Here is a 25,211-nt window from a genome sequence, read left to right on the forward strand (position 1 = left end):
ACGCCTCGGTCCGTGTCGGGCACGGTCGGGGGCTGATGGGGGTCATGATCGCGGACCACCAATCTGGTCAGGGCGGATGCGGGGAACGTGCCGCCATCCCCGCTGAAGTGGCCGAGAACACTGGACGAATTCGCAGGTGATGGCTTGGTAAGCGCTATCCATAGTTTAAGATGTTCAGTTTCTAGCATCGCGCTTCATGGGTGTCAACAGGCCGACACCCTTCGGGAAACCCCTCTCTGGATCGTTATCTTCGGCCGAACCGGGTGCCCCAACCCGGAAAAACCACCTCCGGAATCCACGTTCGGGCCGGTCCGGACCCCTTCTTCGACTCCGTGGGGCCACCGGGATCACCGAGACATCGTTGTGGTTTGCCTTGGAAAGCGTTTACCCTAGCCGCGTGAACGACACCTCCCCACGCAGGTTCGCCATCGTCGGCACCGGGTCCAGGGCACGGATGTACACACGCGCCCTCACCGACACCCATCGGGACCTGGGCCGACTGGTGGCCCTGTGCGACACCAACACCACCCGCATGGCCGTACACAACCGAATCATCACCGAGGCGGGCCTGGACCCCGTCCCCACCTACCCGGCCGAATCCTTCGGTCGCATGCTCCAGGAGCAAAAGGTGGACGAGGTGATCGTGTGCACCATCGACCACACCCACGCCGACTACGTCGTGGCCGCCTTGGAGGCCGGCGTCGACGCCATCACCGAAAAACCCCTCACCGCCGACCTGGACGGCCTGCGACGCATCAACGAGGCCCAGACCCGTACCGGCGGCCACGTCACCGTCGGCTTCAACTACCGCTACAACCCCGTCCACCGCAGGCTGCGCGAACTCATCGCCTCCGGAGCCATCGGCGAAGTCGGCTCGGTCCACTTCGAATGGCTACTGGACCTACGCCATGGCGCCGACTACTTCCGCCGTTGGCACCGCGACAAGACCCGCTCGGGCGGTCTACTGGTCCACAAGGCGAGCCACCACTTCGACCTGGTCAACTGGTGGATCAACGCCCGCCCCGAAGAGGTCTACGCCTCGGGGAGACTGTTCTTCTACGGTGCCCAGAACGGACTTCGCCACGGGTCGGCCCGCCCGTACACGCGCGGACACCACTCGCCGGAGGCCGCCGAGGACCCCTTCGCCCTGCACATGGCCGACAGCCCCGACCTGACCGCCCTATACCTGGAGGCCGAACACGAGGACGGATACCGTCGCGACCTCAACGTCTTCGGCGAAGGCATCACGATCGAGGACGACATGTCGGTGCTGGTGCGCTATGACACCGGCGCCCGCCTGACCTACCACCTGGTCGCCTACGCCCCCTGGGAGGGCTACCGGATCTCCATCACCGGAAGCCGAGGGCGACTGGAACTGGACATGACCGAGTTCGAACACACCTCGCCCGCAAAGGACGAGAAGCACCCGGTACGCGGCATGCCCGCCCCCAAGGAGAACACCACCGCCCGCCTGTGGCTGCGCCGCCACTGGCAACCACCCGAGGAAATCCCCGTCACCGTCGGCGAGGGCGGACACGGTGGCGGCGACGACGCCATGCTCTGGGCCCTGTTCAGCCGAACCGACGACGGTATCCGCCCCGACCACTCAGATGGCGGCAACGCCCTGATCACCGGCCTGTGCGCCAACGCCTCGATCGCCTCCGGACGCCCCGTCCGGGTCGCCGAACTACTGGGGGAGGAGCCGCGGTGAACCCTCGCCCGCTACCCGAAGGGCCCGTGCCCCTCCTCCTGGTGGGCCTGCACGGGCACGGGCGCTCCCACCTGCGCGCCCTGCTCCCCATGGCCGAACGAGGGCTGGTGCGCCTGGTCGGGGTATGCGATCCCCGCCCTCCCGGCCCCGACGACGACCTGGAGGGCCACGGCCCCCTGCCCTATTTCGACGACCTCGACCGAGCCCTCCAACGGACCGGGGCACACATCACCCTCCTGGTCACCCCCATCCACACCCACCTTCCTTTGGCTCGCACGGTGCTCGAGCACGGTTCCCACCTGCTCCTGGAAAAACCCACCACCGCCACCCTGGCCGAACTCGACGAACTCACCAACGCCGTGCGGGACTCCGGCCTGGCCTGCCAGGTGGGTTTCCAGAGCCTGGGCTCGAGCGCCATCGAACACATCCGAAAGCTGTTGGCGCACAAGACGATAGGCGCCCTGCGCGGCATCGGCGGCACCGGAACGTGGAAACGCACCCTCGCCTACTACGAGCGCGCCCCCTGGGCCGGGCGACGCCGTCTGGCCGGCCGCGACGTGGTCGACGGCGCCCTGACCAACCCCTTCGCGCACATGGTCGCCACCGCCCTGGCCATCGCCGACGGAGGTCGCCACGCCCCACACCGGATCGAACCGGAACTGTTCCACGCCCACCCCATCGAAGCCGACGACACCTCCTGTCTACGCCTGCACACCCACCAGGGCGTCCCCGTGTGCTCGGCGGTGACCCTGTGCGCCCCCCGGAGCCTGCCGCCCACCCTGCACCTGCACTGCGAACACGCACGCATCACCTTCGACTACACCCTGGACCGTGTCACCGTGCACCGCCCCGGCCAGGCCCCGCACACCACCACCCACCAGCGCACCCACCTGCTGGACGACCTCATCGCCCATTTGCGCCACGGCCGGCCGCTGCTCGTTCCCCCAGCCGCCACCTTGGGCTTCACCCACGTGCTGGAAGCCGTGCGCACCGCACCCGACCCCAAACCCATCCCCGCCGAACACCAGGACGTGTGGCGCGAGGCCGGCACCACCCACCGCACCGTCCACGGCATCGTCCCCCTCATCCGACGCAGCGCCGAACAGATGGCCACGTTCACCGAACTGGGCGCGCCCTGGGCCACGCCCACCCGCCCATTGGAGGCCCGCCCATGAACCTGTCCCTGTCCGGCACCGTCGTGGCCACGCACCAGGACGGCACCGACCTGGACCCCTTGTGGTCCCCCCGCCCCTTCCTGCACCCGGTGACCACCCTGGCCGGCACCACCGTCACCGAACTCGCCCCCGCCGACCACCGCCACCACCTGGGCTTCGGTGTGGCACTACCCGACGTGTCGGGCACCAGCTTCTGGGGTGGACGCACCTTCACCCGTGAGCACGGATCGGTACTGCTGGACAACCACGGACGCCAACGACACCTGCGCACCCTGGCGCAGGGGCCCGACCACCACACCGCACTACTGTCGTGGACCGACCCCCGAGAACGAGAACTCATCGTCGAGGAACGCGCCCTGCGCGCCCTGCCCCTGGATCACCGCACCTGGGTCCTGGACGTGCGCATCACCCTGCGCAACACCTCGGACCAGGATCTGAGCATCGGCAGCCCCGCCACCAACGGTCGCCCCGGCGCGGGCTATGGCGGACTGTTCTGGCGTGCCCCGCTGGGCCCACGCCCACCGGCCGTCACCGGACCCGACGGGCTACGAGGAGAACAGGTCCTGCACGGAGCGTCGGTGCCCTGGTTGTCCCTGGCCGGCACCACCGACCAAGACGCCCCCTGGACCCTGCTGCTGCACCAACTCACCCCCGACCCCGACCCCTGGTTCCTGCGCGCGGCTCAATACCCCGGCACGGGGCCGGCCCTGGCCTGGGACCGGCGCCGCCCCCTGCCCAGGCAGACGACCCTTCGACGCCGCCTTCGGATCGCCATCGCCGACGGGCACCAAGATGATCACCCCGCGCTGGCCGACGCGGTGGCCGCCTTGACCTGAGGACCCGCCCCGGCCCGCCCCCGAAGACACGCCCCCACCTTCCACGGTGTGGCTCCACCCGCCTGCTTCGACAACGCCCCGGGACCACCCGGAGACCGGAAAGGAAACCCGCCATGCGCGTGCTCGTCACCGGAGGCTCGGGACGCCTGGGACGCAGTGTGCTCTCGATCCTGGCCGACCGCGGGCACCAGGTCACCTCGGTCGACATCGCCCCCACCACCCCACCCGCAGGGGTCAGCGCGCTCACCGCCGATCTGCTGGACTCCACCGCCCTCCAAGAGGCCTTCGCCCACGCCGCACCCGAGGCCGTCATCCACCTGGCCGGGATCGCCGTACCCTTCGCCCGCCCCGACGTGGAGACCCTCCAGGTCAACACCGGCCTGGCCTGGGCGGTGCTCGCAGCCGCCATCGAACACCGGGCCCACTCGGCCGTGGCCGCCTCCAGCCCCACCGTCTACGGCTACAACACCCCCTCTTGGGTCCCCGACTACCTGCCCCTGGACGAAGAACACCCGATCCGACCCTGGCACGCCTACGGGCTCAGCAAAGCCATCATCGAACAGACCGTCCAAGCATTGGCCCGCACCACCGATACCTGCGTACTCTCGGCCCTGCGCCCCGGATACGTCGTGGCCCCCGAGGAATGGGCTGGCGCCCCCACCCAACAGGGCCACACCCTGGCCGAGCGCCTGGCCGACCCCGCCCTGGCCGCGACCTCCCTGTTCAACTACGTCGACGCGCGCGACGCCGCCGAACTGTTCGCCCTGGTGATCGAACACCCCGAACGGGTCCACCACGGAGGGATCTACAACGCCGTGGCCGACGACCCCCTGGCCCACGGACCGGTCGACGCCACCATGGCACGCCTACACCCGACCACCGCCCCGCACAGTACGGCCTTGGCCGACGGCCGCGCGGTCTTCTCCAACGAACGCGCCCGCACCGAACTGGGCTGGACCCCCACCCGAACCTGGCGTACCCAGCTCGAAGGCCGGATCGGTTAGTGCCCTTCCAACGACCGAACCCACAAAGCACCGGCCACCCCAACCGGTCCGCTAACCTGGGAAAGAGTTTTCCAAGACAGAGCGGCAGAAGGGCCCCAGGGGTGAGTTCGGCTTACGTGACACTGGAACAGGTGGCCCAACACGCGGGCGTCTCCCTGGCCACCGCCTCCCGGGTGATCAACGGCAGTACACGCCAGGTCAGCCAACGCCTGAGCGACAAGGTCAAGGCCAGCGCCCAAGAACTGGGCTACCTGGCCAACGCCTCCGCCCAGACCCTGGCTCGCAACAGCAGTTCCCTGGTGGGACTCCTCGTCCACGACATCGCCGACCCCTACTTCTCCTCCATCGCCCGAGGTATCACCCGCCACACCGAGGAACAAGGTCTGGTCACCGTCCTGGGCACCACCTACCGCTCCGCCCAAAAGGAGAGCACCATCCTGGCGGCCCTGCGCGCCCACCGTGCCAAGGCCATCGTCTTGGTCGGCTCCCGTTCCACCGACGAGGACAGCAACACCACTCTGGTCCGTGAGATCGAAGCCTTCCAACAGCAGGGCGGACGCGTGGCGTGCGTGTCCCAACCCGGCCTGCCCGCCGACACCGTCAGCCCCGACAACCACGCCGGGGCCACCGAACTGGCCCGCCACCTCATCGCCCAAGGGCACCGCAGGTTCGCCATCCTGGCCGGCCCCACCAACCTGAGCACCGCCCGCGAACGCCTGGACGGTTTCCACTCGGCGCTCTCGGCCGCCGGTCTGGAACTGCAACACCACAACATCGTGCACGGCGACTTCACCCGTGACGGCGGATACGAGTCGACCCAGCGCCTCCTACGCCTGGGCAGCGACGCCACCTGCCTGTTCGCGGTCAACGACGTCATGGCCACCGGGGCCATGGCCGCCCTGCGTGAAGCCGGCATCCGGGTACCCGAGGAGCTATCGGTGGCCGGATTCGACGACATCCCCACCCTGCGCGACCTCACCCCCTCCCTGACCACCGTGCGCCTGCCCCTGGAACAGATGGGCGAACACGCCGCACAAATGGCCCTGGACCACGAACACGAAGGCGAGTTCCGTACCGTCCACGTCCAAGGCGAGATCCTGATACGCGAAAGCACCCGCCCGCCCGCTCTCTGAAGCGGCCAAGGGGCGGCGGCGAGGTTGTGACACCCCGCCGCCGCCCCGTTCCCTATCTCCCGTGCCAGGGGAGTGGGGTCAGATCATCGGCGAAGGAGAGCCCGTGCCCGGGACCGGTTCCGGCCCGCAGCCACCCTCGCTCGATCCGCACCCCGCTGGGGTCGGCCAAGGCCCCCAGCGCTTCGAAGGAGGCGTGGTCGATGTCCTCGACCATCGCCACCCGGGGCAGGCACAACGCCAACTGCCCCGACAACTCCGGCAACAGGTGCGGAGCCACCGGCACCCCACGCCGCGCCATCACCTCGGCGATCCGCAAGAACGGAGTGATCCCGCCGACCCGCACCACGTTGGGCTGGGCCACGTCGCACACCCCGGCCTCGACGAACCTTTCGAACTCCTCCACGGTGCGCAGGTTCTCACCCAACGCGAAGGGCAGGCGGGTGCGGCCTCGCAGCCGCTCGTGCGCGGCCAGGTCCTGGGCCGGCAACGGCTCCTCCACCGAGTGCACCCCGTACTCGTCCAACCGATCCAGGGCCTCAGCGGCGGTGGGGACGTCCCAACGCTGGTTGGCGTCCACCATCAACGAACGCTCCTCACCCAGCACACGGCGTACCGCACCGACTCGTTCGACGTCACGGCCCACCTCGGCCGAACCCACCTTGATCTTGACGGTCCGGTGCCCGGCCTCGACCCACGAGCTCACCTGCTCGGTCAGGTCCTCCACCGGGTAGTCGAGGTTGACCCCGCTACCGTAGGCGGCGACCCGATCCCGGCGCCGTCCCAGCAGATCCACCAAAGGCAGCCCCGCGGCCTTGGCCCGCACGTCCCACAAGGCGATGTCCACACCGGCCAAAGCCATCAGGGTCAACCCGGTGGTGCCCGCCTCACGCAGATACCAACGCAGCTCCTCCCACCGGGACGGGTGGGCCGCACCGCCCACCAACACCGGGGCCAGGTCGGCGTTGACCAGTGACTCCACCGCGCCCGCCCCGATCAATGGGGTCCAGGAGAATCCGGTCCCCACCACACCGGCGTCGGTGCGAAGGCGCACCACCACGATGTCGTTGCGGTCCACCCCGCCGTCCCAGGCCCGTCGCAACGGCAATCGGAAGGCGCGGGCCACCACCTCGACCACACGCACCGCCTCAGCCCTTCCCCGCCAGGGACAACCCCGCCTCGATCAACGACGCCAGCTCGGCCTCCTCCGCCGAGGTCAGGTCGACGAAGGGAGCACGCACCGGCCCCACCTCCACCCCTCGCGACCGGGCACCGGCCTTGACCAACGCCACCGCGTACCCGGGGGAGCGATCCCGCAACCGCACCAGCGGATCGTAGAACTCGGCCAGGAGCCGTCCGGCCAACGGATCGCAGGTGTGGAAGGCCTTGTAGAAGGCGTCGGCCACCTCGGGAACGAACGCGAAGGCCGCCGAGGAGTACAACGGCACCCCGATCCCGGTGTAGGCCGCAGCGGTCAACTCGGCCGTGGGCAGCCCGTTGAAGAAGGTGAAGTCCTCACCCCGCACCGCCCGCACCGCCAACACGATCTGCTGCATCAACCCCAGATCGCCGACCCCGTCCTTGATCCCCACCACCTGCGGCAGTGCCGCCAAGGCGGCGGCCGATTCGGGGGAGAGCACCATGGTGCCGCGCTGATAGACGATGATGGGGATCTCCACCGCCGCGGCCACCGCCCTGACGTAGGCCACCAGGCCCCGCTGGGGCGCGGAGACCAGATAGGGCGGCAACAACAAGATGGCGTCCGCGCCCAACTCACGCGCGGCCCGAGCCTGCTCGATGGCCGTGCCCACACTGCCACCGGCACCCGCCACCACGGGGACCGCACCGTCGACCACCTCGACCGAACGGCGCACCACCGCGGCGTGCTCGACCGCCGACAGGGCGTGGATCTCCCCGGTACCGCAGGCGGCGAACACCCCGCCCGCCCCGTGGGCCACACCCGAGGCCACATGCGCGGCCAAAGCCTCCTCGTTCACCGCTCCGTTCTCACCGAAGGGTGTGAGGGGAAAGAAGAGGATCCCGTCGAACTGCATCTGCCTTCTCCTTGTCTCAGGGGACGCCACGGGTCATGGGGTTCCGCGTGGCGTGGGGCCGCCGAGGCGACCGGATGGATCCGAAGGATTCAAAGGACGTGTTGGAGGTGCCGGCGGACCATGGTGGCGATGACGTCGTCACCGTCTGAGGCCCACACCCGGGCGTTGAACACCTCCCACTCGACGTCGCCCTGGTAACCGGCCTCGCGCACCGCCCGGTACAGGGAACGCACGTCGATGTGGCCATCACCGACCATGCCCCGGCCCAGCAGGGAGTCCTCGGGCAACGGCAGGACCCAGTCACAGACCTGAAAGGAGGCGATGCGCCCGCGCGGCCCCGCCCAAGCGATGTGCTCGTACACCGCCGGGTCCCACCACACGTGGTAGGTGTCCACCACCACCCCCACCTGAGCGGCGGGGAAGGGATCGGCCCATTCCAGGGCCTGACCCAGGGTCGCCAACACCGCACGGTCGGCGCAGAACATCGGATGGAGCGGTTCCAGGCCCAGTCGGACTCCACGCTCGGCGGCGTAGGGCACCAGTTCATGGAGGGCCTCGGCCACCCGCTCACGGGCACCGACCAGGTCACGGTCCCCCTCGGGTAGACCGCCCACCACCATGACCAGGACCGGAGCGCCCAACTCGGCGGCCTCGTCCAGGGCGCGACGGTTGTCCTCCAAGGACGCGGCCCGATCGGTGCCGGTGAGGAATCCGCCCCGACAGTAGGTGGAGACCCGCAAACCCGAGTCCCGCAGCAACCTGGCCGAAGCGGCGAGCCCGGCCTCGGCCACGTGTTCACGCCAGGGCCCGATGGCGGGCACACCGGCCCGCAGGCAGCCCTCCACCGCCTGGCGCAGGCTCCAGTACTTGGTGGTGGCCTGGTTCAGCGACAGCCTGGACAAGACCGGATCCCCTGGGGCGGGGGTGGGTACGGTGGCCCGCAGACCGGAGGGCACGTCCACGTCGATGGGTGGCGTGGTCACTGCCGCACCCCCGAAACACGCAACAGGGAGCGCATACGCTCGGCGGCCAGATCGGGCTCGCTCAACGCTCCGGCGGCGTCGGCCGAACGCAGGACCTGAGCCAGGTGCGGCAGGGAACGCGCGCTGTGCAGACCACCGACCATGTGGAAACCCTTCTGGTGACCGTTGAGCCAGGCCAGGAAGGTGATACCCGTCTTGTAGTAGAAGGTGGGCGCCGAGAACAGGTGCCGGGCCAGCGGCACGGTGGCGTCCATCAGCCTCCGGTAACGGGCGATGTCTTTCTCGTCCAAGGCCGCCAGGGCGCGTGCGGCCACCGGGGCGATGGCGGCGAAGATCCCGAGCAGTGCGTCGGAGTGTCCGTGTGCGTCGCCTTGAATGAGCTCGGGGTAGTGGAAGTCGTCACCGGTGTACAGACGTACCCCGTCCGGAAGCAGGCGGCGCAGACGCACCTCCAAGGCGGCGTCCAACAGCGATACCTTGATACCCTCCACCCGGTCGGCGTGATCGGTGATCAACGCGGCCACCGGTTCGATCGCCTCGGCCGGGTCAGCGTACCCCCAGTAACCGGCCAGGGCGGGATCGAAGGCCGCGCCCAACCAGTGCAGGATCACCGGACGCTCGGCCCGTTCCAACAGGGTCGAGTAGACCTTGACGTAGTCCTCGGGACCTTGGGCCAGGGAGGCCAGGACACGCGAGGCCATCAGGACGGGGGTGGCCCCGGCGCCCTGGACGGTGTCGAGTTGTTCCACGTAGGCATGGACAACGCTTTCCAAAGTGGCCTGCGCGGGTTCCAGCTGATCGGTGCCCACACCGCAGGCCAGAGCCGCCCCGCGACCGGTGGCCTCGGCACCCGAGCGACGGATCAGTTCGGCGGTGGCCGGCCAATCCAACCCCATGCCGCGCTGGGCGGTGTCCATGGCGTCGGCCACACCCAATCCTTGGTCCCACAGGTGGTGGCGAAAGGCCAGAGTGGCCTCCCAGTCCAGCCGGGCCGGTTCACCGGGGGCGTTGGTCGCGGTGGGGTCGGCGACCACGTGAGCGGCGGCGTAGGCCACCCGGTCGCGCGCAGGAGGCGAAGGAGCCACCTGAGCACGAGGGCCGGTGAGAGTGAAGGGGGCCAGGTCGCCCTCGGGGGTGGGCAGCAGCAAGGGCTTCATCGGGCCGCCACCTCACCCAGCTCGATGGTGCGGCCGGTACGGGCCGAGTCCAGGCCGGCCTCGGCCATCTGGATACCGCGCGCCCCTGAGAACAGGTCGTGGGGAAAGTCGGTGCCCAGCACCACGTGACGCAAGAACGCCTCCCACTGGGAGCGGAAACCGTTGGGGAAGTCGGTGTTGTCCGGGACGCTCTGCCACTGGCCGCGGTAGCCGACCGTATCGACGGTGTCGGGGTCCCAGGCCGCTTTGGGGGTGGTGGTCCGGTGCTGGACACGGCAATGGCGCAGGCCCGCCACGGCACTGCCGTGGGTGCCGTCCACCTGGAACTCCACCAGTTCGTCGCGGTCCACGCGCACGCTCCAAGAGGAGTTGATCTGCGCGATGGTGCCGTCGGCCAATTCGAAGATGCCGTAGGCGGCGTCGTCGGCGGTGGCCTCGTAGCGTTCACCCCTTTCGTCCCAGCGCCGAGGGATGTGGGTGGCGGTACGAGCGGTGACGGTGCGCACCGGGCCGAACAGATGCTCCAGGACGTAGTGCCAGTGCGGGAACATGTCCAGCACGATGCCGCCGCCCTCTTCGGCTCGGTAGTTCCAGCTGGGCCGCTGGGCGCTCTGCCAGTCGCCCTCGAAGACCCAGTAACCGAACTCCCCGCGCACAGAAAGGATCTTTCCGAAGAAGCCACTGTCCACGAGCCTGCGGAGTTTGAGCAGGCCGGGCAGGAAGAGCTTGTCCTGGACCACACCATGGCGCACCCCCGCCTGTTCGGCGAGCTTGGCCAACTCCAGCGCGGCCTCCAGGGTGTCCGCGGTGGGCTTTTCGACGTAGACGTGCTTGCCCGCGGCGATGGCCGAGCGCACGGCCGCTTCACGTGCGTGGGTGATCTGGGCGTCGAAGTAGATGGAGACGCTCTCATCGCCGAGCACCGAATCCAGGTCGGTGGACCAGCGTTCGATGTCGTGACGCCGGGCGATCTCACGCAACTTGTGTTCGGAGCGTCCCACCAGGACGGGTTCGGGAATGAGGCGGGCACCGTCGGCCAGTTCCAGGCCACCGGCGTCGCGGATCGCCAGGATCGAGCGGGTCAGGTGTTGCCGGTATCCCATCCGGCCGGTGACGCCGTTCATTGCGACGCCCAGAACGTGCTCTGTCATGGGTTGTTGCCACCTCTCCTGTGAAAGCGCTTTCCAGAGCGTACGCCAAACACGACGATCGCACCAGACCCATCCCGTGTTCGGTCGCCCCGAAGGCGGGGCCACACCGCGTCGAGCGGCGAGAACGCGCACCCGAAGGCAGACCCTCGAGCCCCCGAGCGAGGTCTACGCACCCGAGGCCGAGCAAACGATTGCCGAAGTTCCTCGAGCTCGTTCAGCTCCCACGCCTTGAAGCGACCACCGCCCCAGAGCTCGGAGGTTCTTCCTGTGGACCCTTCCCCAACTGCGAGAACAGGGCGCTTCCGACCATTCGGGGGTTCTTCTCGGCGCCGGGTCGATGTGGACACGAGGGGGGGCACGACCTCATGCGAATGGAAAGCGTTTGCATGAACAGGAGGCGCCCCACCGCACGGTTGAGGCCTCCCTGTTGGCACACCTACCGCACCCGCGCGCCGAACGAGTGTGATCGAGTCGTTGTGGTCGCGCCTGGTCCGACCTTGGAGTGCATCGCTCCAAGATCAGGACACCACCGGCCCTTACCCATCGCCCCCGGTCGAGGTCAGGCCGAAGCCATGCCCAGGCGGGCCATCAGTTCGGCCTCGGTGATGATGTCGATGCGCTGGCCCTTGGCGATGTAGGTCTCGGCCTGCCTGTGCTTGGAGGTCTTGCCTCCGTGATCACTGGCACCCACCACCAACACGTCGGTCTTCTTGGTGACGTTCTTGGCCGGCCGGCCACCGGCTTCGGCGATGCGCTTCCACGCCTCGGGTTTGTCCATGGCGGCCAGGTCGCCCGACAGGCACACCGTGCGTTCGAACAAGGGGCCGGCGGGGTCGGCGTCGGGGGAGGGCTCGGGCAAGGGTGCCTGAGCCGCCCGCTGCCAGCGGCTGAAGCGGTCCTGGCCAGCCGGACTCGTCGGTGTCGAAGCGACCGGAACGGAGACCATCGAGGCCGAGAGCGCCTCGGAACGGTGCAAGGGCAAACGCGCGGCCCTGGCCAGGTCGGGCAGGGAGGTGGTGCCGTAGCCGCGCATGGCGGCGATCATGATGTGGGCGGCCGCCTCAGCGTCGGCGTCGGCTCGGTGATGCTGGGCGAGCCGATGCCCGATGTGCTCGCACACCGTGGGCAGACGATGGTCGGGCAATCGCCAGGTGCGTCGGGACAGAGCCAGGGTGCAGGCGTAGGACAGCTCGGGGAGGTCTTGGCCGGTATGGGCACAGGCCTGGCGCAGTGCCCCCATGTCGAAGGCGGCGTTGTGCGCCACCAGCGCTCCGCCCTGGGCGAAGTCCAACACCTGGGCGTGCACGGTCTCCCAGGTGGGTGCCCGGGTCACGTCGGCCGCGGTGATGCCGTGCACGGCGGTGTTGTGCCGGGAGAAGTAGGACACCGGCTCGGGCGGGCGGATCAGGGTACTGAAGCGCTCCACCACCCGTCCCTCACTCACCCGCACCAGACCCACGGCGCACACGCTGCCGCGGTCGGCGTTGGCGGTCTCGAAGTCGATCGCGGTCCAGGTGTGGGACACCCCCGCCACCCCTTCCTACGCTGCCGGTAGCTCGCATCGAGCGTACCGGGACCTGGAGAGCAGGGTGGCCAGGGCGGTCGAACGCGCTCGTCCGCATTCCTGGAGGGCGATCCCTTGGAGGAGCTCCCTGAGAGCAGGGTGCGGTCGAGGTGGATGTTGTGGGCCCTCCCACCCCACCACGCCCGAGCTCGACCCGGAGTCGGTAGCGCCCGCACGGCGTGCGCCGAGGTGCGACCTCCATGGGACTCCTTGAAAACCAGAGCCGCATCGACCCGTGCGACGGCGATGTCGGTCACGTGCGCGGGCGCGGGTCCCCGCACCCATCGGCCCGTCCATTCCAGTGCGGTGGCGGGTCCACCCCAGGACGACGCCTGGGGCGGCACCGAAGGTTCGGGAGCCGGGGTGCCGGTAGCAGGTCACGAACCGGTCGGTCGGGGAGGCGCGCGGAGGCTTCGATCAGGGTGGGAGCGCGGGGAACATCGTTGCCTCTTTCACGAGCACCGGGATGTGTGGATTCGCCCTGACCGTGGTAAAAGTTAGGCGTGCCGAACTTTGAAGATCGGAAGCCCTTAAAAACCTGGTTGGTGGCGTTAGGTGCCGTTATGTCCACCCTAGTTTTCGGTGCCTGCACCACCTCGACCGGAACAACCGGCTCCGAGGAGCGCCCCCTGGTACTGACCACCTTCACCGTCCTGGCCGACATGACCGAGAACGTCGCCGCAGAGCGTGTCCGAGTCGTCTCCCTGACCCGACCCGGAGCCGAGATCCACGGCTACGAGCCCACCCCCGACGACCTGGTCCGCGGCCAGGACGCCGACCTGATCCTGGAGAACGGCCTGGGCCTGGAGGCATGGTTCACCCAGTTCACCGACCGCGTCGACGCCCCCACCACCGTCCTGTCCGAAGGCATCGAGACCATCCCCATCTCCTCGGGCGGCCATGAGGGAGAACCCAACCCCCATGCCTGGATGTCCCCCGACAACGCCCTGATCTACGTCGACAACATCCAGGCCGCCCTGACCGAACTCGCCCCCCAGGGCGCCCAGGACTTCGCCCGGGCCGCCGACGCCTACAAGGAACAGATCAACGAGGTCGCCGACTACCTGGACACCGAACTGGCCCGGGTCCCCGACGCCTCCCGGGCCCTGGTCACCTGCGAAGGCGCCTTCTCCTACCTGGCACGCGACGCCGATCTGACCGAACGCTACCTGTGGCCGGTCAACGCCGAACGCGAGGGCACCCCCGGGCAGATCGCCGCCGTCACCGAGTTCGTCCGTGACAACGACGTACCCACCGTGTTCTGTGAGAGCACCGTCAACGACGGGGCCCAACAGGCGGTGGTCCGCGAAACCGGAGCACGCATGGGCCAGACCCTCTACGTCGACTCCCTCTCCGAAGCCGACGGTCCCGTCCCCACCTACCTGGACCTGCTCCGCCACGACGCCCAGGCCATCGTCGAAGGTCTGACCACCCACACCGGGTAAGGAGGAACACCGTGACAGCGGCCATCGAACTCAACGGGATCACCGTGCGCTATGGCGATGTCCTGGCCTTGGACGACGTGCACCTGTCCGTGGCCCCGGGCCGCGTCTGCGGACTACTCGGCATGAACGGCTCCGGCAAGTCCACCCTGTTCAAGGCCCTCCTCGGCCTGGTCCCCACCGACCACGGCCGCATACGCATCCTGGGCAGGTCCAGCGCCACCGCCCGCCGCAAGGGCCTGCTCGGCTACGTCCCCCAGTCCGAACAGGTCGACTGGGCCTTTCCCGTCCAAGTCCACGACGTGGTCATGATGGGCCGCTACGCACACATGGGCCCCAGACGCCGACCTCGCGCGGCCGACCGCGAGGCCGTCGACCACGCCCTGCGACGCACCGGCCTGACCGAGCTGGCCGGCCGTCAGATCGGAGCCCTGTCCGGCGGCCAACGCAAACGCGCCTTCGTGGCCCGAGCCCTCGCCCAAGGCCCCGACGTGCTCCTCTTGGACGAACCCTTCACCGGTGTGGACAAACGCTCCGAGAAGACCATCACCGAACTGCTGCTTCAACTACGCCTGGCCGGACACACCCTCTTGGTCTCCACCCATGACCTGGCCCAGGTGCCCACCCTGTGCGACGAGGCCGTACTCCTACAGAACCGCGTCATCGCCCATGGCCCACCCGAGCAGGTACTCGAACCGGACGTGCTGTTGGAGTCGTTCGGCATCAACCCCGACCAGGAGGAGACATGGACGCGCTGATCGCCCTGGGGGAGTGGTTCGCCGTCCCACTGCGCTTCGAGTTCGTCCAACGCGCCCTGGTGGTGAGCGTGGTCGCCGGAGTGGTGTGCGCCGTCCTATCCTGCTGGATGACCCTGGTGGGCTGGTCGCTCATGGGGGACGCCGTCTCCCACGCGGTCCTGCCCGGGGTGGTGCTGTCCTACGTGTTCGGACTGCCCTTCGCCTTGGGAGCCCTGGTCTTCGGCGCCGGATCGGTCGCACTGATCGGGGTGGTCAACCGCACCTCCCGGGTCAAGGAGGACGCGGTCATCGGCGTGGTCTTCACCGCCATGTTCGCCCTGGGCCTGGTCCTGATCTCGCGGGTACCCAGCCAGACCGACCTGGGCCACATCCTGTTCGGCAACGTCTTGGGGGTCTCCGACGCAGACATCCTCCAAGTGTTGCTCCTGGCCGCCGTGGTGCTCGCGGTGACCTGGTACAAACACCGTGACCTGACCATGTACGCCTTCGACCCGGTCCACGCCCACGCCATCGGCCTCAACCCACGCCTGCTGGAGACCCTGCTGCTGGGATTGCTCTCGGTGACCGTGGTGGTCGCGCTGCAGGCGGTGGGCATCATCTTGGTCGTGGCCATGGTGATCATCCCCGGAGCCACCGCCTACCTGCTCACCGACCGTTTCGAACGTATGCTGGTCATCTCCACCGGTGTGGCCGTGATGGCCGCCGTGGTGGGGGTTCTGGCCAGCTTCCACCTCAACGCCTCCACCGGCGGATGCATCGTGTTGGCCCAGGCCGGTGCTTTCACCTTGGCCTACCTGTTCTCTCCCCGCCAGGGCGTGCTGTTCAAAGGGCGCGCCGCCCGCACCCTGCGCACCCGCCTCGTCCGGCACCCCGACCACACGCGGTGAACGAGCCGTTCACAACCCGTTGACAACGCCTCGAAGCGACACATGCTCCGAGCATGGGCACCGTGCCCCCCTACCCGACCCCGCACGGGCCCGACGAAAGCGCGCCCACCAGGCCCTGTCCCACCTCAACGAGCGCCTACGGTCACGCACCGAGGACCAGCACCCCTGAGACACCTCGAAGGTCCTCGCCCAGGTGGGCGAGGACCTTCGAGGTCGGTCTCGAACGGTCTTCAGACCAACATCGCCAACTGGCGGGCCTGGGCGACCAGGACGCCCTGGCTGTCCCAGATCTCCATGTCCTCCTCGTGTAGGCCGTGGGAAACGTGCTTGGTGAAGACCCGGCAGGCCAGCCAGCCGGGAGCGGGCCGGGCACGAACGTGGGTGGTCAACTCCACGGTGACGGTGGCGAACTCACCGATCTCCAGCACCGCGGGCACCGCGAAGTCGACCATGGCCGGCAGGGAGTGCACGTCGGCTTCACGACCGTCGGCGAAACGCATCCAGAACTCGACGTGGGGAGGACCGTCCTTCCTGCCCTCCAACCACCCGGGGCGTTCGGGGTAGCGGTAGTCGATACGGCGGGCGATGGTCACGCCCTCGACCTCACCCGAGAACTCGGCCAAAACCGGACAGTCCTGGGGATCGGGCATCTGCGGGGCTTGCTCAAGGTGCAGTTCACGGCCTTGCACACTCAGATCACCGTAGGTGGCGGTGGCGCGCACGACCTCCTTGCCCGCTTGCTCGACCACGACGGAACCGGTGGCGGTTCGACGCCCCTCACGGATGGTCTCGGTGCGCAGGGTGGCCGGTCCGGGAACGGCGGGGCGCAGGTAGAAGGCGGAGACCACCAACGGATCGGGCTGGGAGAGGGTCTGTCCCAGGGCGTTGAGGGCCGCACCCAAGACGTATCCGCCGTTGGGGTGAGTGGTGAAGGTGGTCCACCCATCGGTGAAGGTCGCGGTGAACTCGCCGTCGGCGTGTTTGTCGACCCGGGTGTCGCGATCGAACTCATAGCCTTCGGTGGGGTGGTCTTGGCTCATACACCTATGTTACCGACGGGTAGGGCACGTGACCACATCCAGCCCGAAGCTGATGCGGACCGGCGGGTTCGGCCCCTCGAGCACCTACCCCTTCCCCTCCGGCCCACCGTGGTCGAGGGCTGACCCGAACCCGACCTCGACCACCTGCGCCCTCACTCCGACGATGCGCTGCCCGGATAAGTGACGCTCAGGTCCTCCTGGAGGACGGCGCCCTCGCTCAGCCGCGCGAGATCGGTGCGGCCGGGCCCCAGGATGTGGACCACCTTCTCGCGATGAGCCAAGAGATGGTCGGCGATGATGCGTCGATGACACCTCCACCACACCGCCTCCGCGCACATCACCGCGACCCGGTGTTGCTCACCCCACCGACGCAACTCCCTCAGCGCCCAAGAGAACTCCTCGGAGAGCGCGTGGTCGGCGTAGTTGTGGAAACCACGGTTCTTCCACCAGGCGTTGACCTCCAAGGGCACCTCCGCACTGACCGGTCGACGCCCGGTCAGCCCTTGGGCACGCCGGAACCCGACCCCGACCTCGGCCAAGGCCGGGCGGAGCACCTCCTGGTCGAACCACGGATACCTCGACGAACCCGCCAGTCTTCGAACATCGACGACCATCTCGACGCCGTTGTCGATGAGCAGGTCGGTGAACTCCACCAACGTGCGATTGGAGTGCCCCACCGTGAAGAAGACCTCGTGCCTCACCCCTCATCGAAAGGCCGCAGAGCACTCTCCTTGTGCGCGGCCACGTGGTCGGTCTTGTCGCTCTTGATCTCGTACTGGGGTTCATCGACACAGGCCCGACGGGTGTGCCCCTTGTAGTCGAAGTCCTCGGTGTGCACCTTGATGATCCTGCCCGAGACCCGACCCGCCTCCGAGTTCCAGGACACATGATCACCAACGGCGAAACGATGCGACATCCCCACTCCCTCGGTCCACTTCACCAAAGCCCCCGCTCGGGCGCACGCCTTGCGCCACAAGCCCTACCCGCTCGCAGGGAGTTCTCTCCCCCAGCGGGGCCATCGACCCCTTTTCTCCTGCGGGCGCTGAACCGAACACACCACAGTGCCCGCGCACAGGCGGCCGGAACCCCACCACCGCCGATAACGTCGAACGACGGTAGAACACACCACAAGGGGAGAGGTCCTTGAACGCGAAACACGACCAAAGCATGAACCTGGGGCTGGGAGTGGGCCTTGGCCTCGTCTTCGGGCTCCTCTTCGACAACCTGGCCATGGGCCTGGCCTTCGGCGTGCTCTTGGCACTGCTCCTCGACGCCCACCAAGCCAAGAAAACGCGCTGACCGCCCCCTCGCTCAGCCCAGGGTCTCCTCCACCAACAACCGCTCGCCCACCCGCTCGTAGAGCAAGCATCGATTCACCGCCAGCATCGCCGCGTTCTCCACATTGATGGTCGCCGCCAAAGCCCGCACGTGCGGAAACAGGTCGTGTATCCGCAACGCCTGAGTGGCCTTGCTCCTGATGGCCAACCCCTTACGCCGATGCCTTGGCATCACCGCGGTGTCGTGCTGATCGGCCACCGAACCGCCGGCCACCGTGGCCACGGTGGCGGCCACCACCTCCTCAGAAGTGCTCTCCAAGGCCGCCCCCACCACCAATCGAGACCCGTCCTCGGTGATCTGGCGCTCCCACTCACGTACCTGCGCCACACCCCAGGCCCGCGGCACCATCTGCAACACCGCTCCGGGCGCGTCCAACAGGTGCGCCATCACCCGACCAAAGGAACCCACCCGTTCCTCGGGCGCGGGCCCCTCCCAGTGAGTGAGCCGATAACCCCGTGCGGGGGTGGCCGCCAGACTCCAACACCGCCGCAGGGTGGGCTCGTCCAAATACTGCTTTTGCAACTCCAACCGCAACAGGGTGCGCAGATAGGGACTCGTGCGCGCGAAAGACTCACCCGGACCCCCTGCCGGCACGGTGCTCTGCAACCGATCCATGCCCAAGCTCCGAGCCCGACGAACCACGCTCTCCCGCAACCCACGCCCCACACCCTGACGCCGCGCCTGCGGCACCACGAACAAACGCAAGAACCCGATACCCGCGTCGTGGGGACGCCCACGCAGTTCGGCCACCCCCACCACCGGCTCACCCCGGGCCACCCGAGCCGCCCACCTCCAGGCCCGCCCCGCACGCCCGCTACGCAATCGCGTCGCCAACTCCTCGGCCACGGGCCCACCACCCGACGACTCGCTGTGCCCGGCGACGTAGATCACACTCCAAGCGTCCACGTCGACCGGGTCGGCCACGAGGGGATCGAAGGGCTCCACAACAGGGCTCACACCCACACCGTTTCACAACGAACCCCGACCTGTCCCCTCCCACATGGGGCGCGTTCTCACCACCGCCCCACCCACAAAGTGAACCCACCGTTCCTTGCGTGTCACGAACCGACACATTCCGGCAACGACCGCTCCCTACCGTCGAAAAGGCCAACACCCCTTTGAGTAGGAAGGCCTGGTCGTGACCCATCGAACCGGCGCCCGCACCGGCCCCGGCCGCCTCCACCACTGGGACCCCGAGGACCGAGCGTTCTGGGACCGCACCGGACGCACCGTGGCCCGCAAAAACCTGTGGGCCTCCATCGCCTCCGAACACATCGGCTTTTCGGTGTGGTCCTTGTGGTCGGTCCTGGTGCTCTTCATGACCCCCCAACACGGCTTCTCCACCACCCCCGAACAGAAATTCCTACTGCTGTCGGTGGTCACCCTGGTCGGCGCCCTGCTACGCGTGCCCTACACCCTGGCCGTGCCCCTGTTCGGTGGCCGCACCTGGACCCTGGTCTCCACCGCACTGCTCCTGGTCCCCACCATCGCCGCCCTCTACTTGATCCAAAACCCAGCCACCCCCTTCTGGCTGATGCTCACCCTGGCCGCCACCGCAGGCCTGGGCGGCGCCAACTTCTCCTCCTCCATGGCCAACATCAACTCCTTCTTCCCCGAACGGGAGAAGGGGTGGGCCCTGGGCCTGAACGCCGGAGGCGGCAACATCGGCGTGGCCACCGTTCAACTGGTGGGCCTTGCCGTCATCGCCCTGTTCACCACCTCGGCCGCACCCCTGGTACCGCTGTTCTACGCACCCCTGATCGTGACGGTCACCTGCTGGGCACTACGAGTGATGAACGACCTTCCTCGCACACCCGGCGCCCTTCCCACCCCCTTCGCCGCCCTCAAGGACCGCCACTTCTGGATCATGTCGATGCTCTACATCGGCACCTTCGGCTCCTTCATCGGCACCGGATTCGCCTTCGGGCTCCTCCTACAGGCCCAGTTCGGACTCACACCCCTGCACGCCGCCGGCATCGCCGTACTGGGCCCCCTGATCGGCTCCCTGATCCGCCCGGTAGGCGGCAAGATGGCCGACACCCTGGGCGGGGCCCGGGTGACCCTGGGCGTCTTCTTGGCCATGGCCGCCTGCGCCGGCGTACTGCTGCTGGCGGTCCAAGCCCAGCAACCGACGGTGTTCATCAGCGCCTTCGCGGTGATGTTCACCCTCACCGGCCTGGGCAACGGCTCCACCTACAAAATGATCCCCTCCATCCACACCGCACGGGCCCAAGACGCCATCACCTCCGGAGCACCCCCCGAACAAGCCCTGGCCCAGGCCCGAAGCACCGCCTCCTCCATGCTCGGCCTCATCGGCGCGGTCGGCGCCCTGGGCGGAGTGGGCGTCAACATCGCCTTCCGGGAATCCTTCACCGCCACCGGCTCCACCGCCCCGGCCTTCGCCACCTTCACCGTGTTCTACCTGGTGTGCGCGGCCCTGACCCACCTGGTCTACCTCCGTCACCCCACCAAAGCGACCCCTCGACCCACCAAGGTGACCACACCATGACCACCCGCACCCACTGCCCCTACTGCGCCCTGCAATGCGCCATGGACCTGACCCCCACACCCCAGGGACGCCTGACCGTTTCACCCGCCCCCTTTCCCACCAACCGGGGCGGCCTGTGCCGCAAAGGCTGGACCTCCACCGAAGTCCTCACCACCCCCGACCGCCTCACCCGCCCCCTACTACGTCAGCACCGTGACGCACCCCTGACCGAAGTGGACTGGGACACCGCCCTGGACCACATCGCCGAACAGCTACTGAAGCTGCGCACCCACCTTGGGCCCGACAGCGTCGCGGTCTTCGGCAGCGGCGCCCTGACCAACGAAAAGGCCTACCTCCTGGGCAAGTTCGCACGCCTGGCCCTGGGCACCTCCCAGATCGACTACAATGGCCGCTTTTGCATGTCCTCGGCGGCCGCTGCCCGCAACCGTGCCTTCGGCCTGGACCGCGGCCTGCCCTTCCCCCTGACCGACCTGGCCTGCGCCCAGGTCGTCCTACTGGCCGGTGCCAACCCGGCCGAGACCATGCCCCCGATGATGGGGCACCTGTCCGCACCCCGCCTGATCGTCATCGACCCCCGCCGCACCGCCACCGCCCAGACCGCCCTGGACCAAGGAGGCCTCCACCTGGCCCCACGCCCGGGCACCGACCTGGTCCTGGCCCTGTCCCTGCTGCACACCGTCGGCACCCAAGGCCACCTGGACCAGGACTACATCGACCAACGAACCCACGGCTTCGAACCCGCGTGGGAACAGGCCACCGCCTGGTGGCCCGAACACGCCGAGCTCCTCACCGGGGTGCCCGCCGCCCAGATCCATGCCGCCGCCGACCTGTTGGGCCAGGCCGCCCGCGACCATTCGGCCTACATCCTCACCGGGCGCGGCACAGAACAACACACCACCGGCACCGACACCGTCTCAGCCTGGATCAATCTGGCCCTGGCCCTGGGCCTGCCCGGACGTCCCGGCTCCGGTTACGGCTGCATCACCGGCCAAGGAAACGGCCAAGGAGGGCGCGAACACGGACAAAAAGCCGACCAGTTGCCCGGTTACCGCCGTATCGACGACCCCGACGCTCGCGCCCACATCGCCCGCGTGTGGGACACCGACCCCCAAGACCTACCCGGCCCAGGCCGCAGCGCCGTCGAACTCCTCAACGCCCTGGGCACCCCCAATGGCCCACGTGCCCTACTGACGTTCGGTTCCAACCCGGCCGTCTCCGCCCCCCACACCTTTCGCACACACCAACGCCTGGCCGCCCTGGACCTACTGGTGGTCGCCGACTTCGTCCTGTCCCAAACCGCGGCCATGGCCCACGTGGTACTGCCCGTCGCCCAGTGGGCGGAGGAGTCGGGCACCATGACCAACCTCGAAGGACGCGTCCTACGCCGCCGCCGCGCCACCACACCCCCACCCGGGGTACGCACCGACCTGGAAGTACTCCAAGGCCTGGCCACCCGACTGGGCCAACCCGCCCACCGTTTCCCCACCGACCCCGACACCGCCCTGACCGAGCTTGGGGCCGCCTCCGCCGGGGGAATGGCCGACTACTCCGGCATCACCCCCCAACGTCTGGCCTGTGACCAGCCCCTGTACTGGCCAATGCCCCAAAACGACCCGCCCACCCCACGCCTGTTCTTGGAGTCCTTCGCCCACCCCGACCAACGTGCGCGCTTCATCGCCGTATCCCACCGTCCACCGGCCGAGGCACCCGACCCCCACCACCCGCTCATCGCCACCACCGGCCGCATCATGGGCCACTACCAAACCGGTGCCCAGACCCACCGGGTCGACCAACTCCGAACCGCCGAACCGGTCGCCCACCTCGAAGTACACCCCGACACCGCCGCACGCGCCGGACTCACCGACGAAGGCTGGGCACACCTGACCTCCCCACGCGGCACCACCCTGGCCCGAGTACGTCTGGACCCCACCGCACGCCTGGACACGGTGTTCGTGCCCTTCCACTACGCCCACGCCCAGGCCGCCAACAACCTCACCTCCTCGGCGCTGGACCCCACCAGCCACATGCCCGAATTCAAGCTCAGCGCCGTGCGCTTGGAACCGGCACCGCCACCCTGACCACACCCGGCACCACCCACCAACACCACCGCCAGGAGACCCACCTTGAACACCTCCCCCTCCCCGCGTCGGATCGTCGTCATCGGCAACGGCATGGTCGGTGCTCGTATGGCCCAGGAGACCGCCCGCTTGGACCCCCAAGGCACCCGTGTTCACCTGGACCTGGTCGGCACCGAACACCACCCCTCCTACAACCGTGTCCTGCTCCCCTCGGTCCTGGCCGGCACCCACACCCCCGAACAAATCCGTCTGCCGGTACCCGACACCCCCACGATCAACGTGCGCACCGGGGTGAGCGCCACCCACATCGACACCACCCAACGCGAAGTAGACCTGGACGACGGCACCCACCTGCGCTTCGACGAACTGGTCCTGGCCACCGGAGCCCGCGCCGTACTCCCACCCCTTGCCGGAGTCACCACCCCCGACGGCCGCCCCGCCCAAGGAGTGAGCACCCTACGCGACCTGGCCGACTGCCAACGCGTACTGTCCCTGGTCCGCCCCGGCGCCCCGGTGGTGATCCTGGGCGGAGGCGTCCTGGGCCTGGAGACCGCCCGTGGACTCATCGAACGCGGCGCCAGGGTGAGCGTGGTGGAATCCTCACCCTGGATCATGCGTCGCCAGATCGACCAAGAAGCCGCGCACATCCTGGCCCGACGCTACGAAGAACTGGGCGTGAGCGTGCACACCTGGCGCGTGGCCACCCGCTGGATCCCCGACACCGGCCTGGAACTGGACGACGCCCGCCTGGTGCCCGGCGAGGCCCTGGTGGTGACCGCCGGCGTGCGCGCCAACACCGAATTGGCCCAGCAAGCCGGTATCGAGGTCGACCACGGCATCGTGATCGATGACCACCTGACCACCTCCCACAGCCGCGTACACGCCATCGGTGACTGCGCCCAACACCCCGGGGGAGGGGCCGGCCTCGTCCACCCCGGTTGGGAACAAGCCTCCGTCCTGGCCCGCCGCCTGAGCGGAACCGAACCGGGCGCCCGCTACCGTGGGGCCCGCCCCCTGACCCGGCTCAAGGCCCAAGGCATCGAACTGACCGCCTTCGGTCACGTCCACGACCCTCAAGGCGACCAGGACCCACACCTGGAAACACTCACCATCAGCGACCCGGCCCAAGGCCGCTACCTCAGGCTGTCGGTACGCGACCAACGCCTGGTGGGCGCGACCCTGTTGGGCTTTCCCCAGGCCGCGGCCACCCTCTCCCAGCTCTACGACACCGGCGCCCCGGTACCCGCCGACCGGCTCGCCCTGGCCCAAGGGCCACCCACCGCCCCACCCGAACAGAACACCACCACCCTGGTGTGCCGGTGCAACGCGGTGGACCGCGAGGACATCGAACAGGCCTGGCTGGACGGGGCCCGCACACGCCAGGCCATCGCCGACCGTACCCGGGCCACCACCGGCTGCGGCGGATGCGTACCAGACCTGGACGCCCTCCTGGAACAGATGAGCCACACCCCCACAGCCCCCACCACCGGCTGAGGCCACCACACCAGGACCGACAACGAAACCACTACGTCCGCCCCACACCCCCTGTCGCCATCCGCTGCGTCGCTCTACCGTGACCGCGTGTGCCTACCCCCGCTCATCGGGCGTGACACGCAACGACGGCAGATACGCACGGCCACCACACCCGGAACCCTCCTCCTGCTCTCCGGCCCGGCCGGAACCGGCAAAACCCGCCTGGTCCAAGAACTCCACCAGGCCGAACACGGCACCGTACTGACCGGACATTGCCCGCCCCACACCGAACCCGCCCCCTACGCCCCCCTCATCGAGGCCCTACACCACGCCACCATCCCCACCGACCTGACCCCCCTGTGCGGCGCCCTGAGCGACCTCATGCCCGAACACGCCCCGCACCTGCCCCCACCCCCCTCACAAACCGCACACCACCACATCCACCGGGCCTTCACCGAACTCCTCCACGCCCTAGGACCGACCCTGCTCGTCCTGGAAGACGTGCAGTGGATCGACCCGCACACCCGCGACCTCCTGCACCACCTCACCCCCCAACTGCCCCCCACCCTGTCCCTGACCCTGACCTACCGTCCCGAAGAACTGCCCTCCGCCTTTCCCGTGGCCGCCCTGGCCACCCGCATCCCACCCACGGCCACCCACCACCACATCACCCTGGACCACCTGAGCCCCGAACACGTCCACACCCTGGCCCGCCACCACCTGGGCCCCCACATCACCCACCAGGACACCCACCACCTGCACACCTGGACCGGCGGACACCCCCTCTCGGTGGTCCAAACCCTCCACCACCTGGCCCATCACCCCACCGACCCCCTCATCGGCCCCACCCCACCCGTCCCCGCACCCCTACGCGACTGGATCCTGACCCGACTCCACCGGCTACACCCCGACACCCGCCGC

General features: G+C 68.7%; 23 protein-coding genes. 13 read left to right on the forward strand and 10 right to left on the reverse strand.

Features of this window, described 5'->3' with window-relative positions:
• Nucleotides 1-397 precede the first annotated feature (397 nt).
• The 5 genes from D472_RS0101680 to D472_RS0101700 all read left to right on the forward strand — a co-directional run bounded on the left by D472_RS0101680 (nt 398) and on the right by D472_RS0101700 (nt 5,859).
• Nucleotides 398-1,711 carry a Gfo/Idh/MocA family protein gene (locus D472_RS0101680; protein WP_017602770.1) on the forward strand — a complete coding sequence of 438 codons (1,314 nt, stop codon included), beginning with the start codon at nt 398-400 and terminating at the stop codon, nt 1,709-1,711.
• Nucleotides 1,708-2,886, forward strand: a complete 1,179-nt coding sequence (locus tag D472_RS0101685) for a Gfo/Idh/MocA family protein (RefSeq protein WP_017602771.1) — start codon at nt 1,708-1,710, stop codon at nt 2,884-2,886. Before D472_RS0101680 ends, D472_RS0101685 begins: the two co-directional genes overlap by 4 nt.
• Nucleotides 2,883-3,722, forward strand: a complete 840-nt coding sequence (locus D472_RS0101690) for a DUF6807 domain-containing protein (RefSeq protein WP_017602772.1) — start codon at nt 2,883-2,885, stop codon at nt 3,720-3,722. The genes D472_RS0101685 and D472_RS0101690 overlap by 4 nt, the downstream gene beginning before the upstream one ends.
• A gap of 113 nt (nt 3,723-3,835) precedes the next feature.
• A complete protein-coding gene (locus D472_RS0101695; RefSeq protein ID WP_017602773.1) occupies nt 3,836-4,726 on the forward strand; it encodes an NAD-dependent epimerase/dehydratase family protein in 891 nt (296 codons plus the stop codon).
• 101 nt (nt 4,727-4,827) lie between these two features.
• A complete protein-coding gene (locus D472_RS0101700) occupies nt 4,828-5,859 on the forward strand; it encodes a LacI family DNA-binding transcriptional regulator (protein WP_017602774.1) in 1,032 nt (343 codons plus the stop codon).
• A 52-nt stretch (nt 5,860-5,911) separates the two neighbouring features.
• Here the strand turns inward: D472_RS0101700 and D472_RS0101705 are convergent, their stop codons facing one another.
• From D472_RS0101705 to D472_RS0101730, 6 genes are all read right to left on the reverse strand, one after another.
• Nucleotides 5,912-7,000, reverse strand: coding sequence for a mandelate racemase/muconate lactonizing enzyme family protein (locus tag D472_RS0101705; protein WP_017602775.1), 1,089 nt, complete (start codon nt 6,998-7,000; stop codon nt 5,912-5,914).
• Between the two features lie 4 nt (nt 7,001-7,004).
• A complete protein-coding gene (locus tag D472_RS0101710) occupies nt 7,005-7,910 on the reverse strand; it encodes a 5-dehydro-4-deoxyglucarate dehydratase (protein WP_017602776.1) in 906 nt (301 codons plus the stop codon).
• Nucleotides 7,911-7,999: 89 nt separating this feature from the next.
• The gene (locus D472_RS0101715) at nt 8,000-8,893 is read right to left on the reverse strand and encodes a sugar phosphate isomerase/epimerase family protein (RefSeq protein WP_017602777.1); all 894 of its coding nucleotides are present in this window, start codon (nt 8,891-8,893) and stop codon (nt 8,000-8,002) included.
• Nucleotides 8,890-10,050, reverse strand: a complete 1,161-nt coding sequence (locus D472_RS0101720; RefSeq protein WP_017602778.1) for a dihydrodipicolinate synthase family protein — start codon at nt 10,048-10,050, stop codon at nt 8,890-8,892. Before D472_RS0101720 ends, D472_RS0101715 begins: the two co-directional genes overlap by 4 nt.
• On the reverse strand, nt 10,047-11,201 hold the full coding sequence (locus tag D472_RS0101725; RefSeq protein WP_026117281.1) for a Gfo/Idh/MocA family protein: 1,155 nt from the start codon (nt 11,199-11,201) through the stop codon (nt 10,047-10,049). The genes D472_RS0101720 and D472_RS0101725 overlap by 4 nt, the downstream gene beginning before the upstream one ends.
• Nucleotides 11,202-11,760: 559 nt before the next feature.
• A complete protein-coding gene (locus tag D472_RS0101730) occupies nt 11,761-12,726 on the reverse strand; it encodes an exonuclease domain-containing protein (protein ID WP_017602780.1) in 966 nt (321 codons plus the stop codon).
• A 602-nt stretch (nt 12,727-13,328) separates the two neighbouring features.
• On the opposite strand from D472_RS0101730, the gene D472_RS0101735 reads away from it, so the two are divergent.
• Genes D472_RS0101735 through D472_RS0101745 form a run of 3 tightly spaced genes read left to right on the forward strand, consistent with a single transcriptional unit; the run spans nt 13,329 to nt 15,852 of the window.
• On the forward strand, nt 13,329-14,210 hold the full coding sequence (locus tag D472_RS0101735; protein ID WP_017602781.1) for a metal ABC transporter substrate-binding protein: 882 nt from the start codon (nt 13,329-13,331) through the stop codon (nt 14,208-14,210).
• Nucleotides 14,211-14,221: 11 nt separating this feature from the next.
• Complete coding sequence (locus D472_RS0101740) at nt 14,222-14,965, forward strand: metal ABC transporter ATP-binding protein (protein ID WP_017602782.1); 744 nt, start codon at nt 14,222-14,224, stop codon at nt 14,963-14,965.
• Nucleotides 14,953-15,852 (forward strand): metal ABC transporter permease, encoded by a 900-nt coding sequence (locus tag D472_RS0101745; protein WP_017602783.1) that lies wholly within the window; start codon nt 14,953-14,955, stop codon nt 15,850-15,852. Before D472_RS0101740 ends, D472_RS0101745 begins: the two co-directional genes overlap by 13 nt.
• A 230-nt stretch (nt 15,853-16,082) precedes the next feature.
• Here D472_RS0101745 and D472_RS0101750 read toward each other — a convergent pair whose 3' ends face one another.
• The 3 genes from D472_RS0101750 to D472_RS0101760 all read right to left on the reverse strand — a co-directional run bounded on the left by D472_RS0101750 (nt 16,083) and on the right by D472_RS0101760 (nt 17,808).
• Complete coding sequence (locus tag D472_RS0101750) at nt 16,083-16,892, reverse strand: thioesterase family protein (protein WP_017602784.1); 810 nt, start codon at nt 16,890-16,892, stop codon at nt 16,083-16,085.
• Between the two features lie 152 nt (nt 16,893-17,044).
• On the reverse strand, nt 17,045-17,569 hold the full coding sequence (locus tag D472_RS0101755) for a DUF488 domain-containing protein (RefSeq protein WP_239642887.1): 525 nt from the start codon (nt 17,567-17,569) through the stop codon (nt 17,045-17,047).
• 20 nt (nt 17,570-17,589) lie between these two features.
• Entirely contained in the window at nt 17,590-17,808 is a 219-nt protein-coding gene (locus tag D472_RS0101760; RefSeq protein ID WP_017602786.1) for a hypervirulence associated TUDOR domain-containing protein, read from the reverse strand.
• A gap of 227 nt (nt 17,809-18,035) precedes the next feature.
• Between D472_RS0101760 and D472_RS28535 the strand changes: the two genes are divergently transcribed.
• A complete protein-coding gene (locus D472_RS28535; protein WP_193373417.1) occupies nt 18,036-18,191 on the forward strand; it encodes a hypothetical protein in 156 nt (51 codons plus the stop codon).
• Nucleotides 18,192-18,203: 12 nt separating this feature from the next.
• Here the strand turns inward: D472_RS28535 and D472_RS0101770 are convergent, their stop codons facing one another.
• Nucleotides 18,204-19,187, reverse strand: a complete 984-nt coding sequence (locus D472_RS0101770; protein WP_033302939.1) for a GNAT family N-acetyltransferase — start codon at nt 19,185-19,187, stop codon at nt 18,204-18,206.
• A gap of 181 nt (nt 19,188-19,368) precedes the next feature.
• Here D472_RS0101770 and D472_RS0101775 point away from each other — a divergent pair, with 181 nt between their 5' ends.
• The 4 genes from D472_RS0101775 to D472_RS0101790 form a co-directional block, all read left to right on the forward strand.
• Nucleotides 19,369-20,739: an MFS transporter gene (locus tag D472_RS0101775; protein ID WP_017602789.1), complete on the forward strand. Its 1,371-nt coding sequence runs from the start codon at nt 19,369-19,371 to the stop codon at nt 20,737-20,739.
• The gene (locus tag D472_RS0101780) at nt 20,736-22,817 is read left to right on the forward strand and encodes a molybdopterin oxidoreductase family protein (RefSeq protein WP_017602790.1); all 2,082 of its coding nucleotides are present in this window, start codon (nt 20,736-20,738) and stop codon (nt 22,815-22,817) included. Before D472_RS0101775 ends, D472_RS0101780 begins: the two co-directional genes overlap by 4 nt.
• 45 nt (nt 22,818-22,862) lie before the next feature.
• Nucleotides 22,863-24,311: an FAD-dependent oxidoreductase gene (locus D472_RS0101785; RefSeq protein ID WP_017602791.1), complete on the forward strand. Its 1,449-nt coding sequence runs from the start codon at nt 22,863-22,865 to the stop codon at nt 24,309-24,311.
• An 87-nt stretch (nt 24,312-24,398) separates the two neighbouring features.
• Nucleotides 24,399-25,211 (forward strand): ATP-binding protein (locus D472_RS0101790; protein ID WP_026117283.1); only part of this gene is annotated, 813 nt, incomplete at its 3' end.

The organism is Nocardiopsis alkaliphila YIM 80379, from assembly GCF_000341005.1.
GTDB lineage: Bacteria > Actinomycetota > Actinomycetes > Streptosporangiales > Streptosporangiaceae > Nocardiopsis > Nocardiopsis alkaliphila.

Bases quoted from the DNA above. Each gene is read 5' to 3' on its own strand.
- D472_RS0101695 (WP_017602773.1), top strand. From the start codon at position 3,836: ATGCGCGTGCTCGTCACCGGAGGCTCGGGACGCCTGGGACGCAGTGTG.
- D472_RS0101780 (WP_017602790.1), top strand. From the start codon at position 20,736: ATGACCACCCGCACCCACTGCCCCTACTGCGCCCTGCAATGCGCCATG.
- D472_RS0101760 (WP_017602786.1), bottom strand. From the start codon at position 17,808: ATGTCGCATCGTTTCGCCGTTGGTGATCATGTGTCCTGGAACTCGGAG.
- D472_RS0101725 (WP_026117281.1), bottom strand. From the start codon at position 11,201: ATGACAGAGCACGTTCTGGGCGTCGCAATGAACGGCGTCACCGGCCGG.
- D472_RS0101745 (WP_017602783.1), top strand. From the start codon at position 14,953: ATGGACGCGCTGATCGCCCTGGGGGAGTGGTTCGCCGTCCCACTGCGC.
- D472_RS0101750 (WP_017602784.1), bottom strand. From the start codon at position 16,892: ATGAGCCAAGACCACCCCACCGAAGGCTATGAGTTCGATCGCGACACC.
- D472_RS0101710 (WP_017602776.1), bottom strand. From the start codon at position 7,910: ATGCAGTTCGACGGGATCCTCTTCTTTCCCCTCACACCCTTCGGTGAG.
- D472_RS0101735 (WP_017602781.1), top strand. From the start codon at position 13,329: ATGTCCACCCTAGTTTTCGGTGCCTGCACCACCTCGACCGGAACAACC.
- D472_RS0101720 (WP_017602778.1), bottom strand. From the start codon at position 10,050: ATGAAGCCCTTGCTGCTGCCCACCCCCGAGGGCGACCTGGCCCCCTTC.
- D472_RS0101690 (WP_017602772.1), top strand. From the start codon at position 2,883: ATGAACCTGTCCCTGTCCGGCACCGTCGTGGCCACGCACCAGGACGGC.